The 13,805-nt window shown below is 46.7% G+C and carries 13 protein-coding genes and 1 pseudogene; all 14 read right to left on the bottom strand.

All coding sequences use genetic code 11. The annotated features are described in order from the left end of the window. A pseudogene (locus JL57_RS13875) lies at window positions 1-626 on the bottom strand (3-deoxy-7-phosphoheptulonate synthase); the annotation flags it as partial. A 36-nt stretch (window positions 627-662) separates the two neighbouring features. After that, window positions 663-1,442, bottom strand: coding sequence for a tryptophan synthase subunit alpha (gene trpA / locus JL57_RS13870; RefSeq protein WP_034142635.1), 780 nt, complete (start codon window positions 1,440-1,442; stop codon window positions 663-665). Continuing rightward, window positions 1,435-2,619, bottom strand: a complete 1,185-nt coding sequence (gene trpB / locus JL57_RS13865; RefSeq protein ID WP_034142634.1) for a tryptophan synthase subunit beta — start codon at window positions 2,617-2,619, stop codon at window positions 1,435-1,437. The genes trpA and trpB overlap by 8 nt, the downstream gene beginning before the upstream one ends. After that, window positions 2,612-3,214: a phosphoribosylanthranilate isomerase gene (locus JL57_RS13860; protein ID WP_034142633.1), complete on the bottom strand. Its 603-nt coding sequence runs from the start codon at window positions 3,212-3,214 to the stop codon at window positions 2,612-2,614. The genes trpB and JL57_RS13860 overlap by 8 nt, the downstream gene beginning before the upstream one ends. Then, window positions 3,214-4,020, bottom strand: coding sequence for an indole-3-glycerol phosphate synthase TrpC (gene trpC / locus JL57_RS13855; protein WP_034142632.1), 807 nt, complete (start codon window positions 4,018-4,020; stop codon window positions 3,214-3,216). Before trpC ends, JL57_RS13860 begins: the two co-directional genes overlap by 1 nt. Beyond that, entirely contained in the window at window positions 4,017-5,039 is a 1,023-nt protein-coding gene (gene trpD, locus JL57_RS13850) for an anthranilate phosphoribosyltransferase (RefSeq protein ID WP_034142631.1), read from the bottom strand. Before trpD ends, trpC begins: the two co-directional genes overlap by 4 nt. After that, window positions 5,036-5,611 (bottom strand): aminodeoxychorismate/anthranilate synthase component II, encoded by a 576-nt coding sequence (locus JL57_RS13845; RefSeq protein ID WP_034142630.1) that lies wholly within the window; start codon window positions 5,609-5,611, stop codon window positions 5,036-5,038. Before JL57_RS13845 ends, trpD begins: the two co-directional genes overlap by 4 nt. Next, entirely contained in the window at window positions 5,611-7,116 is a 1,506-nt protein-coding gene (trpE, locus tag JL57_RS13840) for an anthranilate synthase component I (RefSeq protein ID WP_045691301.1), read from the bottom strand. Before trpE ends, JL57_RS13845 begins: the two co-directional genes overlap by 1 nt. Window positions 7,117-7,820: 704 nt before the next feature. Then, window positions 7,821-8,753, bottom strand: coding sequence for a ribose ABC transporter substrate-binding protein RbsB (rbsB, locus tag JL57_RS13835; protein WP_034142629.1), 933 nt, complete (start codon window positions 8,751-8,753; stop codon window positions 7,821-7,823). Window positions 8,754-8,955: 202 nt separating this feature from the next. Beyond that, the gene (gene rbsC / locus JL57_RS13830; RefSeq protein WP_034142628.1) at window positions 8,956-9,894 is read right to left on the bottom strand and encodes an ABC transporter permease subunit; all 939 of its coding nucleotides are present in this window, start codon (window positions 9,892-9,894) and stop codon (window positions 8,956-8,958) included. Next, window positions 9,887-11,383: a sugar ABC transporter ATP-binding protein gene (locus tag JL57_RS13825; RefSeq protein ID WP_034142627.1), complete on the bottom strand. Its 1,497-nt coding sequence runs from the start codon at window positions 11,381-11,383 to the stop codon at window positions 9,887-9,889. Before JL57_RS13825 ends, rbsC begins: the two co-directional genes overlap by 8 nt. A 22-nt stretch (window positions 11,384-11,405) precedes the next feature. Further along, window positions 11,406-11,801, bottom strand: a complete 396-nt coding sequence (rbsD, locus tag JL57_RS13820) for a D-ribose pyranase (RefSeq protein ID WP_034142626.1) — start codon at window positions 11,799-11,801, stop codon at window positions 11,406-11,408. Next, a complete protein-coding gene (gene rbsK / locus JL57_RS13815; RefSeq protein WP_034142625.1) occupies window positions 11,798-12,721 on the bottom strand; it encodes a ribokinase in 924 nt (307 codons plus the stop codon). Before rbsK ends, rbsD begins: the two co-directional genes overlap by 4 nt. Before the next feature lie 12 nt (window positions 12,722-12,733). Then, complete coding sequence (locus tag JL57_RS13810; protein WP_034142624.1) at window positions 12,734-13,723, bottom strand: LacI family DNA-binding transcriptional regulator; 990 nt, start codon at window positions 13,721-13,723, stop codon at window positions 12,734-12,736. Between the last annotated feature and the right edge of the window lie 82 nt (window positions 13,724-13,805).

The following is a 13,805-nucleotide window of genomic DNA, read 5'->3' as shown; positions in this document are numbered from 1 at the left end:
CCTCGTTTCAGGAGGATCGGCTTTCTACATTTGCCCACTTCTTTAAGCAAGTCAAAGTTCTGCATATTCCTAGCCCCGATCTGGATAATATCCACTTCGTCCAGCAAAGGGATCTGGGTTTGATTCATGATTTCTGTGATAATGGGAAGCCCAGTCGCCTTTTTTGCCGCCACAAGCATTTTCAAGCCTTCTTCTTGCAAGCCCTGAAAGGCGTAGGGCGAGGTGCGCGGTTTGAATACGCCGCCGCGCATGATGCTTGCACCGCTGCGTTGCACGGATTTGGCAACCTCCATGATTTGCTCCTCACTCTCCACCGAGCAGGGGCCAGCGATGACCGTAAAGTATCCCTCGCCAATGCTGACATTGCCCACCTTCACAGTGGTATTTTCAGGGTGAACGATTCTGTTAACCGCCTTATAGGGCTCGGTTACGCGTTTGCCATATTCAACGATGTCGTTAGTATTGGCAATATGATCCACATCCACTTTAGCTGTGTTGCCGATTAGACAGACCACGGTATGCTCTGTCCCGGTGCTAAGGATTGTGGAAAAGCCGTCGGATTCAAATTTATGAATGAAGGCATCAATCTGATCCCTCGTTACGTTTGGTTTTAAGACAAACACCATTATGCCCTCACTCCTTCTGTCAATTTAGTTCCCCAATTAATCCAGTTCCCTTACAGCGCTTTTCATGCTTCTGACATAGTCATAAATATATGAGCCAGCATTTTCGCCGTGCTTCTCGATAATTTTAACGATTGCGCTCCCTACAATCACGCCATCCGCAATTTTTGCGATTTCTCCGGCCTGTTTAGGGGTGTTGATCCCGAAGCCAATGGCGGTAGGAATAGAACTGGAACCCCTGATGACCTCTAATATGGCCGGTAGGTCGGTTTTAATCTCACTTCTCATCCCCGTAACGCCCATGGAGGAAACCACGTAGATAAAGCCGGTTGCCTCCTTCGCAATCTGCTCAATACGCTGTTCCGATGTGGGCGCGATTAAGGAGATAACGTCTACTCCAAACCCTGCGGCAACGTCAGTCAGTTCACCCTTTTCCTCAAAAGGCAAATCAGGGATGATGATGCCGTCAACACCCAACTCAGCACAGCGGGCGAAAAAACGGGGGTACCCGTAGTTAAAGACGGGGTTTAAGTAGGTCATAAAAGCGAGCGGCACTTCGGTCTTTTGGCGCACAGAGGCCACCAGGTCAAAAATCTTGTCAACAGTTGCACCCTCAGACAGCGCACGGATATTCGCCTCTTGAATAACCAGACCCTCAGCCATCGGATCTGAGAACGGGATGCCGATTTCCACTAAATCCGCGCCACCCCTGACCATTTCCATGATAAACTCCTCGCTCTTTTCCATGGAAGGATCTCCGCCCGTGATAAATCCAATAAACGCCTTGCCATTTTTAAAAGCCTGTGCAATTTTACTCATCGATACTTACCCCCTTGTAGCGCGCGATGGCGGCAACGTCCTTATCCCCACGTCCTGACAAACATACGATTATGATTTGGTCCTTGCTCATTGTCCCGGCAATTTTCTGCACATGGGCAATAGCATGGGCGCTCTCGATAGCGCAGATAATGCCCTCTGTTCGTGCCAAATATTCGAAGGCTTCGACTGACTCGTCATCGCTTATGGGCACATACTCTGCCCGGCCTGTGTCGTGAAGGTTGGCATGTTCTGGTCCAATCCCAGGATAGTCAAGACCGGCAGAGATGGAATAGACCGGAGAAATTTGCCCAAAGTCATCCTGGCAGAAATACGACTTCATGCCATGGAATACGCCTAATCTTCCTTTAGCAATGGTAGCGGCATGTTTTTCGGTATGAAGACCGTGTCCCGCTGCCTCGCAGCCAATTAACTTAATGGTTTGATCACCGATGAAGTTATAAAACATTCCGATGGCGTTGCTGCCACCCCCTACGCAGGCAACCACAGCATCGGGAAGTCTGCCCTCAAGTTTTAGGATCTGCTCTCTCGCTTCTTGACTAATCACACTCTGAAAATCGCGGACCATCATCGGAAATGGGTGGGGACCCATCACTGAACCCAAAACATAATGGGTGTCATGAACACGGGCCGTCCATTCCCGCATCGTTTCGTTCACCGCATCTTTTAAAGTCATGGTGCCGCTCGTAACCGGATGAACTTTGGCGCCTAAAAGCTGCATACGGTAGACGTTTAGAGCCTGTCTGTCCGTATCTTCCTTGCCCATGAAAATCTCACATTCTAAACCGAGAAGCGCCGCCGCAGTGGCCGTAGCAACACCGTGCTGACCGGCACCTGTTTCAGCAATGACGCGTGTTTTGCCCATTTTCTTAGCCATCAGAACCTGTCCTAGCACGTTATTGATTTTGTGTGAGCCAGTATGGTTTAGGTCCTCACGCTTTAAGTAGATTTTAGCGCCCCCTAAATCCTTGGTCATCTTCTCCGCATAGTAGAGCAAGGACGGTCTGCCTGCATATTCAGACAGCAATTTGTTCAGCTCTGCGTTGAACTCCGGATCATTTTTAAAGTGTTCATAGGCTTTTTCTAAATTAATGATTTCATTCATCAAGCTCTCTGGAATGTATTGGCCTCCGTGAATGCCGTATCTGCCTTTAGCCATTTCGCATTCTCCTAACTATTTCTAAAATTTTATCTCTATCCTTCATACCGTCAGTTTCCACCCCGCTGCTTAAATCTACAGTGTAAGGCTTGGTAGCTGCGATTGCCTGTTCAATATTGTCTGCCTTTAACCCACCAGCCAGAAAAAAGGGTTTCTGTTGCTTCACCTGACGGACTAGACTCCAATCGAAACTCTCACCCGTTCCACCTGCTCCGTTGTCGAGCAGCAGATAGTCTGCCAAGGTATGCTGCGCTGCCACTATATCCTCGCAGGATAAAACGCGAACGGCCTTGATGATGGGCTTGTTGGTCAGTGCTTTTAAGGCTTGGATATAATTTTCATTCTCCTCCCCATGCAGTTGGGCCATTGCGATGATGTTATCCTTTAATAGTTTGGCCACCTTCGCCAACGACTCATTGACAAATACACCAACTGGTGTGATCTCTGACCTGAGTCTAGGACGCATGGCTTCTGCCCACTCTATACTGACTTGACGACGGCTTTTAGCGAAAACAAATCCGATAAAATCGGGCATGGCCTCGTTAACATAGTCGATGTCGCAGTCTCGGAACAATCCGCAAATTTTTATCTTCATTAAACCCCTTCACCTCTTGGAATGCCACGTTCACCTCTCAAGATGGCTAGCTGTTCTTTTTTATTAGCGCTGCGCATTAAGCTTTCCCCGATCAGAACAGCATCGGTCTTATTCGCTTTCAGCCTTGCCACATCCTCAGGGGATTTTATGCCGCTTTCCGAGATGAAGAGGATGTCTTCAGTAACCAAGCCGCGAAGCCTTATGCTGGTAGTGATGTCAACCTCAAAGGTCTTCAGGTTGCGATTATTGACCCCGATCACTCTGGCCCCCGCAGCCAACGCTGATCTGACTTCTTCTTCCGTATGAGCTTCTACAAGGACGGACAAGCCTAAGCTGTGGGCGATATCCAGATAGTCTTTCATGGTATCGGTGTTCAGCAGGGCACAAATCAGAAGAATCGCCGAGGCACCGATGATCTTCGACTCATAAATTTGATAGTCGTCCACGATAAAATCCTTACGCAAGATGGGAATCTCCACTTTTTGACTGATTTCTCTAAGGTACCGATCTTGACCATGAAACCAATAGGGCTCCGTGAGAACTGAAATAGCCGCAGCACCCGCCGCAACATATTCCTGAGCAATCTGCAAATAGGGAAAATCCTGAGCAATAATTCCTTGAGAAGGTGAAGCCTTTTTTAACTCGCAGATAAACGATAAGCCCTCTGCTCTCAGAGCCTTTTCAAAGGGAAAGCCGGTGTTTGGGTCTAAGGCTTTTGCCTCTGAAATGACGTACTCCAGCGGTTTTATTTGTTTCAGTTCAACAACCCGCTCAACGGTTCGGGTTGCTATTTTTTCTAGAATCATCCCCTCACCTCGTTGGAAAGTCTCACGAATTCTTCAAGTTTCTTGATAGCTGCGCCGCTGTCAATGAGGTCCTTAGCAAGGGGTATCGCGCTCTTAATGGTCGCTGCCTTACCGGCCAGATACAGACACAGTGCTGCGTTGAGTACGACAACATCACGCTTGGCACCTTGCTCAGTGCCATTTAAAATACTGTGGGTAATTTTGGCATTCTCCTCAGCGTCGCCCCCGATCAGCTCAGCTAAGGTACAAAGTTTTAGACCCAACTCCTCTGGGTCGATGTAATAACCGTTTAAAACACCCTTTTGTATTTCGCAGACCTTAGTCCTAGTCGTAAGAGTTGCCTCGTCCAAACCGTCGCAACCATGGACCACCATGCCATGCTTGACACCGAGATTCGAGAGCACCCTGGCTAAAGGTTCCACAAGGTTTTCGTCATAGACGCCCATCAACTGCATATTTGCCCCGGCGGGGTTGGCCAGAGGTCCTAAGATATTAAATATTGTGCGGACTCCCATTTCCCGTCGCACGGGAGCACAGTGTTTCATCGAGCTGTGATAGGTTTGGGCAAACATAAAACAAAGATTGATTTCTTTTAATATTTTTCGGCTATGCTCAGCGGCAATGGCTATATTAATTCCCAACTTCTCTAAGACATCGGCCGCACCGCTTTTACTAGATACACTGCGGTTGCCATGCTTCGCCACAGGTACGCCCCCAGCTGCGACGATAAAGGCAGTGGTCGTGGAGATGTTAAAGGTTCCTACCTCGTCACCACCGGTGCCCACAATATCCATGACATCATACGTCTCCTGATTGAGGTGGATGGCCTTTTCGCGCATTGCCATAGCGCTGCCGGTGATTTCATCGATACTCTCACCCTTCATCCGCAGTGCCGTGAGAAAAGCACCCATTTGGCCATGGGTGGCGGTCCCATCCATCATTTCACCCATTACCGCCTTTGCAGCCTCAAAATCTAGATCCTCTCCTTTAATGACCTTGTGTATTGCTTCAACGATCATGTTTGATCCCCTCCTAAAAAATTCTCCATGATGGTTCTGCCCTGGGGTGTTAGGATCGACTCTGGATGAAATTGAACTCCATACACTTCAAAATCTCTGTGTTTAACAGCCATGATCTCCCCGTCGTCCGTACGGGCGATTATCCTGAGTTCACTAGGTATGGTGTCTTCAATTGCAGCTAGTGAATGATACCGCGCACCCTTGATAGTTTCGGGTAATCTGGCAAAAAGCGGATAGTCGGTATCAATTTTTATTTTTGACTGTTTACCGTGCATTAGCTCCTGGGCATAAGAGACAGTGGCCCCAAATGCCTCGCAAATAGACTGATGCCCAAGGCAAACTCCGAAAACGGGAATTTTACCTGCGAAATATCTAGAACTCTCGACACATACTCCGGCATCAACCGGTCTGCCAGGACCCGGGGAAAGGATTATGGCCTCGGGTGCCAACGCCTCAATTTCAGGTATACTCAGCTCATCGTTACGGATAACCTTAATGTCCGGATTAATGGAGCCGATCAGTTGATACAGGTTATAGGAAAAACTGTCATAGTTATCAATTAAAAGAATCATCAGTCGATCTCCTCCTCAGACAGTTTCAGGGCGTTCATAACCGCTTGAGCTTTGTTGATACATTCCTGATACTCGTTTTCCGGTACACTGTCGGCAACGATTCCAGCGCCGGATCGAACAAAAACCTTGCCGTTTTTCCTAAAGACAATGCGGATTGCAATGCAGGTATCCAGATTACCTGTGAAATCAATGTACCCGATGGCACCACCGTAAATGCCTCGCTTATTGTTTTCAAGTTCGTTGATAATCTCACAGGCTCGGATTTTGGGTGCGCCGGAGAGAGTTCCTGCAGGCAACACTGCGTCTAAGGCATCTAAGGCGTTTTTATCGTCCCGTATCTCCCCCCGCACCGTAGAGCCAATGTGCATAACATGTGAGAAGCGCTCGATGGACAAATAGTTTTCTACGTTGACCGTTCCGAATTTACTGATTCTACCAAGGTCGTTCCTACCCAAATCCACCAGCATATTGTGTTCGGCCAATTCTTTTGGGTCAGAGAGTAAATCCTGTTCATTCTGAAGATCCTCTTCATCTGTCTTCCCTCTTGGTTTTGTGCCTGCCAGTGGGAAAGTGTAGAGGCTGCCATCTTGAAGCTTTACTAGGGTTTCAGGGGAAGCACCGGCGATTTCAAGATCATCGCTGGAGATATAGAACATGTAGGGCGATGGGTTTAAGGTTCTCAAAACACGGTAGGCATTGAGGAGGCTACCTTCAAAATCCGCTTCAAAGCGATTGGACAGCACAACCTGGAATATATCTCCTTCACGAATGTAATGCTTCGCCTTGTTCACCATAGTGCAATACTCGTTTTCCTTAAACAAAGGGCGGAATTCAGAGGTTATCTTAGCGGGTTGTGGCTCTAGATAAGCACCGTGTTTAATAAGCTTTACAATGCTTTCAATTTCCATAACGGCCTTGTTATAACCTGAATCCAGTTCTTCGCTTTTTACATTGGCTATAAGAATAATTTTCTGTTTCAGATGATCAAAGGCGATCACCTTGTCAAAGAGCATCAGGTCTACGTCCTTAAAACATTCTTGATCCTCGGCGTCCAGCTTTAGCGACGGTTCATTGTACTTGATATAATCATAGGAAAAATATCCTACAAGACCGCCAGTGAAGGGCGGTAAATAATCGAACCGGGGACTTTTGTTCTCGTCAAGAATCTGTTGGATATACTCACGGGGATGTTGAGTGTTCACAGTAATTTCTGTGCCAGAATTGATGTTGATGACTCCGTTTGTACAAGTCAGTTCCAGTTTTGGGTCAAACCCCAAAAATGTGTAGCGTCCCCATTTTTCGGGACTCTCTAGACTTTCCAGCATAAAACAGTGACGGCTGACGTTTTTGAGGATTTTCAACACCTCCATCGGTGTCCTGACATCCGAAAAAATCTCACGGCTGACTGGTATGAGCTTATAATGTGCTGCTAGTTCCTTGGCTTCGTTTAGGCTCGGTCTATACCTTTGGGCGGCCGCTCCTTGCCATCCATGGCACCGCGGCATTAGTCCATCCGTGGACGGCACAAAAAAAACCCGCCCAAGACTATATAGTCAAGGACGGGTTTGAAAAAACAAATACCCGCGGTGCCACCTTGCTTTGCGGAAAAACCGCACGCTTATCAGAATACTATCATATTCCTGGCAACTGACGTATGCCTTCACGTCGCGAAATACTCGGCTAAAGCCTTTCACCGCGCCCTCCGTGGTCCATTTAACATTCTGCGTTCTACCGGTTCACAGCAACTCCGGCTCTCTGAAAGTGCACGATTTGTTTTTATCTCCACATCAATGGTTTTTTGGAGCTATTAAATTAGTACTTATAATACGCGTATTAATATTGTTTGTCAACTATTATAAATGATGTTTGAAAATTCCGAAATGAAATACATACCATCATCCGGATGACCGTTAGGAATAGTATCAACGACTATTGACCTCCAAATCTTTAAAAGTGTAATCTATAGCCCATTCATATCGCTGACTGGCAGGGCGGTTATCATCTGCACCACCGTAGCGCCTTGTGCGTAAACATCTCAAAAATATGCCCCAAAGGGGTATATCAAGGATATATATTATAAAATGGAGTAACCAAAAATCCATTGGTTCCGATAACAGTTATTAATAACCTCAATTTTTAAACTCACTTCGAACTAAAACTCGAAAAAAGAGGTCGAAGCACGTGCTCCAACCTCTTTTATTGCTTTCTATTACTTTGTAACCAACTCTAACGCAACTGGGATACTCGCTTCAACTTTTTCCCCTTTAGCCACTTTAAGGGCGATTTCTAACGAAGTTTTACCAATCAAATCGGGTTTCTGAGCAACTGTTGCTGCCATTTTTCCCTCTTTAACGGATTTCACAGCATCATCTGTCGCGTCAAAGCCTACCACCATGATTTTCTTGCCTGAAGCTTCAATGGCACTGAGAGCCCCTAAGGCCATTTCATCATTATGTGCGAACACAGCTTGAATGTCTTTATTGCCTTGTAGGATATTCTCCATAACTTTTAAACCTTTAGCACGATCAAAGTCAGCAGGTTGAGAAGCTACGACTTTCACGCCATCTTTGCCGTCCACAATATTATGGAAACCTTGGCCCCGATCACGTGCTGCCGATGTTCCCGCAATCCCTTGCAATTCTACTAAGTTTCCTTTGTTGTTCAGGGTTTTCATAATATATTCGGCAGCCATGCTACCACCTTTGACGTTATCGGAAGCGATATGAGAAACGACTTTGCCGCCATTGGAAGCTCGGTCAACCGTGATCACAGGAATGTTGGCTTTGTTAGCCGATTCGACGGCTGAAACAACCGCTGCACTGTCAGTTGGGTTAATCAGAATCACGCTGACTTTTTTCTGGATCAAGTCTTCAATATCGCTGATTTGCTTAGCGGTATTATCACGAGCATCTACAACTAACAGGTCTGCACCAGCGTCTTTAGCTGCTTTTTCAGCACCTTCTTTGAGGGTTACAAAGAATGGGTTGTTTAATGTGGAGATCGAAAAACCAATGGTCACTTTACTGGCTGGTTTAGGTGCTTCTTTCGTTTCTAATTTGGAATCAGTCGTTCCACAACCAATGAGGCTTATTGACATGAGAACTACGAGGATCATCATCCATATCCTATTTTTTCTTTTCATTTTTTACTCTTCCTTTCTATTAGGGTGGCTTAGCCACCATATTTCCATAAGATGTGTACTAGTAATGATAAACTATAACTCTAAGGACGTTTCTAAGCTTTCGCATCCTCCCCCTTAAGAGAACCTATATATCCACAACTGACGAAACCGTTGTTCCATTCAGTGGAGATCAGAAAATTTACCCTTTCAACTTAAGGATTGACTATTTCCCTTTTGACCGATCTAGTAAGACCGCCAGCAAAATGACTCCACCCTTAACAACCTGCTGGTAAAACGATGAAACATTCATAAGATTTAAGCCGTTATCAAGAATCCCAATAATCATTGCCCCAATTAAGGTTCCCGCGATCCACCCTTTACCCCCCGAGAGACTCGTGCCGCCTAAGACCACGGCGGCAATCGCATCAAGCTCATACGACGTCCCGGCAGTTGGTTGAGCAGAATTCAAGCGCGAAGTTAGGATAATCCCACTCAAAGATGCCATTAACCCACTAATACTGTAAACAAGGATCTTGACTCGATTTGTATTGATACCCGAAAGGCGCGTTGCTTCTTCGTTTCCTCCCAAGGCAAAAACGTGGCGTCCAAAGGATGTAAATTTTAAGATGACATAGAGTGCCCCAAAGGCTACCAGCATCCAAATTACGGGCATTGGGATTTGGAAGAGATACCCTCGTCCAATCAAGCCAAACGCGTCAGGAAATCCAGTAATCGGTTTCGCTTCTGTATAAACCAAGGTTAAGCCGCGGAAAATCGTCATGGTCGCCAGCGTGGCAATAAACGGGGCTATTTTTCCTCGAGCAATGACGACCCCATTTATGGTTCCCATTAAAGTCCCAGACAGCACGGCTACCCCGATTGCTAACCAAGAATTTCCGCCTGTGGCCATCATCCCTGCAGCAAAGGCACTAGAAAGAGCAATAATCGAACCGACAGAGAGGTCGATCCCTCCGGTCAGAATGACAAACGTCATCCCATAGGCAATCAAGGCATTAATGGAAACCTGTCGGAGCACGTTAAAAATATTGCTCACGGTCAGAAAATCGGAATTGATAATCGATAAGATAAAGACGATAAGAATCAAACCCACAAGGGGTCCCAAGCGCTGCAGAATCCCACTTTTCCCCTGGACCTTACCCATGACTTTTCCCTCCTGTTGCAGCCATCATAATCGTTTCTTGTGTCGCGTTTTCGCGTGAAAATTCCCCAGTGATTCGTCCTTCATGCATGACGAGTACTCGATCACTCATTCCGAGGACCTCTGGAAGTTCTGAGGAAATCATGATAATGGCAACGCCCTTTTGAACGAGCTGATTCATCAGATCATAGATTTCACGTTTAGCCCCGATATCCACACCTCGTGTCGGTTCATCGAGGATTAAAACGTTAGGTTTTGTTGCTAGCCACTTACCGATCACGACCTTCTGCTGATTTCCTCCACTTAAAGAGCTCACCCATTGCCCGGAATGATGGACTTTCACGTTCAGTTTCTTAATACTATCGTCCACAAATTCCTGTTCCAGCCGATGACTGATAAACCCCAAGCGTGATAGAGAGCGTAAATTCGGTAAGGCTAGATTTTCTCGAACCGAGAGATTAGTGACAAGACCTTCCCCTTTCCGGTCCTCCGTAATCAAGGCCAGACCGACCTTAATCCCTTCGGCAGGGCTCTTAATCGTTACAGGTTTTCCATTCACGAAGATCTTCCCTTGATACTTCCCTACTCCAAACAACGCTTTGGCTAATTCCGATCGTCCAGCTCCCATTAAACCCGCAATTCCTAGGATTTCTCCAGCCCGTACACTGAAGTTAATATCATAGAGTTTTCCTTCTTGAGCTAACCCTTCCACACGTAGACGCTCTTCCCCGATTTTCGTGTCTACCTTAGGGAAACGCTCTTTGATCTCCCGGCCAACCATCATCTGAACTAACTCATCCATCGTAGTTACGTTCGTATCCCGTGTACCTATATAACGACCATCTCGCAACACCGTGATCCGATCACTGATCTGGAAGATTTCCTCCATACGATGGGAAATGTAGATCATTCCCACCCCTTGGGTTTTCAAGGTTTCAATAAGCTGGAAGAGCTTCTCGATTTCTCGTTTGGTCAAAGCCGCCGTCGGCTCGTCAAGAACCAGAATTTTAGCGTGCATGGAAAGCGCTTTGGCGATTTCTACCATTTGCTGCTGTCCGACAGATAGTTCCCCCACTAGACTATCTGGGTTCAAATCCATCCCGAGTTGCTGTAAATAGTTCTTCGCTTCGGTACGCATTTTGGACCAGTTAACAAAGCCCGACCGACCCCATTTAAACTCGCGTCCTAAAAATATATTTTCTTGAATAGATAGATCGGGGATCATGTTAAGTTCCTGATGGATGATCGCTACTCCTAAAGCTTGGGCAGTTTTAGGCGAAGAAGCCACGGACTCGGTTCCGCAAATCAGAATAGAGCCGGCATCTTTACTATAAATTCCAGAAAGGATTTTCATCAGGGTTGACTTACCCGCACCATTCTCTCCCATCAAGGCATGGACTTCCCCTTGGCGAAGAGAAAACTGAACATCTTCTAACACCTTAACTCCACTGAAGCTCTTGTTGATGCCCTCCATGGTCAAGAGATCCGTCATACCTAATCCCTCCTTTGAATTTTTAGAAGATTACGCCCGCTTCAAGGACGACATTGGCATAAGGAGTAAACTCCCCCGTACGAATCACAGCCTTGGCCTGATGAGTTAAGGCTTTCAACTCTTCATGCGTGATGACCTTAATCTGAACACCTGGTAACAACCCAATTAGCTCTTCCTTTTTAGTAGCGCTTACCGATCCCATTTCTTGCGCGACATATGCCTTTTCCACAAACATTTCGTGGAGGACGGTTTCGACCGTCTCAATGAACGATGGGACTCCTTCTTTTAATGCCAAGTCAATTCTTTTGACATGAGATGGTATAGGTAACCCTGCATCCGCTATGACAATCCTATCCATATGCCCAAGCTCGCTAATCACTCGGGATATTTCACTGTTTAAGATGCCGATCTTTTTCATCGTCGCCCCTCCTGATACGCTTCTACCTCGGCCAAAGTTGGCATCCCACCCTGAGCTCCGAATTTAGTCACGGCAAGGGCCGAAACCTGAACTGCAAATTCCGCGGCTTCTCGAATGGATTTCTTCTGGGCTAGAGCATATGCCAAACCAGCGTTGAAGGCATCTCCTGCTCCTGTAGTATCTACGACAGGGACCTTATGGCCTGAAACGACAACCAAGCTGCCGCCTTTTTCCATGAGAGCAACTCCCTCTGCTCCCAAAGTCGTGACACAACACAAAACTCCAATTTCCAATAAACTCTCAATTCCTTGAGCAATCGTAGACTCTTCGGACATGTTTGTCAGCAAGGCGAGTTCGGAACGATTAGGGGTTAAATAATCCACTTTGCTGAGAAGATCCCGAGAAAGGCTTAGGGCTGGGGCTGGATTGAGCATCACGGGCTTCCCGTGCTTTCGTGCCAATTTAATCGCATGCTCCACGGTCACTAGCGGAATCTCTAATTGTAGGAGCACAAGATCTGCTTCGGTAATTATTTCCTCATACCGTTCCAAATCCTCAGGTAAACACTGGGCATTCGCTCCTGGAACCACCACGATACTGTTATCCCCCTCAGCTAGGAGGATCGAGGCAATGCCTGTCGCTTCTGAATCGAGCACTTTAATGCTCGAGGTATTTACGCCATCCTTCTGCAAGGCCTTCATGAGTTCCACTCCAAAAGCATCGGACCCAACCGCACCGATCATCGTGGTCTGAGCACCTAATCGAGCTAAGCCCACCGCTTGGTTGGCACCTTTGCCACCGGGAACAAAATGAATTTCATCTCCGTGAACCGTTTCCCCGCGCTTAGGAGCACGCACGGCTTTGACGACCAAATCCATATTCAGACTACCTATGACGACAATCTTAGGTCGTAAGTCCATATAAGTCTCCTCCTATTGGGTCGATTTTCTGGGAATTAATGTAACGTCCAGCTCAATGAGCTTATTCTTACGGACCCCGCTCTCGATTTCGTCCAATAAAATCCGAGCAGCTAATCCACCCATTTCATAGACCGGCTGGGCCACGGTCGTTAATTCCGGTTCGGTAATCTCTGTTAAACCAATTCCATCGAACCCGCAGACTTTGACTTGTTCTGGGACTCGGATTCCTCGTTCATTCAGAGCTTTAAGAGCCCCTACCGCCATAAGATCATTTCCGGCAAAGATTCCATCCAGATCAGGATGACGGGCAAGAAGCTGTTCCACAGCTTTTCTGCCACTATCGATATCAAAGTTTCCCGAGACCATTAAACTGGGCGAATACCCATTTAATCTTCCAGCGACTTCCTCATAACCAAGCATGCGCTCTCGAGCCGTGATAAATTCCTGTGGCCCGTAAATATGAGCGATCCTCTGACAGCCCTGCTCTATTAAATGTTGAACAGCAATTTTCGCCCCTTGTCGGTTATTGGAGCGTATCACTGCACAGGATGCAGTATTCAGGCCCCTATCTAACAAAACAATCGGGATACGTTCGTTTCTTAGCGCTTCGACATCCTCTTCACGAATTGTATTCGATGCGAAGATGAAGCCATCCACATACTTTTTTTTGAGGACTTTGATATAAGAACTTTCTTTTAAGCCTAGATCATCTGAGTTGCCCAAGATAACCGTTAGGCCTTTCTTATGGGCTACATCTTCGACACCGCGGGCCAAAGCAGGAAAAAACGGATTCAATATATCCGGCAGGATTAAGGCAATGATCCCCATCTTCTTGCCCGCTAGACCCCGAGCTACAGCATTTGGCTCGTATTGAAGCTGCTCAATCGCCTTCAGTACTTGCCCTGCGGTCTCGGGATTCACAGAGTCCGTTTTGTTAATCACTCGGGAGACTGTAGCCACAGACACTCCCGCTAAACGAGCAACATCTCTAATTGTCGCCAATCGTTACACCCTCTATCATTAATTGTAATCGGTTACATTCTTATAATGTTGCGAGCTTTATTTTCTGCTTGTATAAGGATAA

It is taken from the genome of Desulfosporosinus sp. BICA1-9, assembly GCF_000802135.1.
The sequence above is the reverse complement of the archived record's forward strand: the minus strand, read 5'-3'. Positions and strand labels throughout refer to the sequence as shown.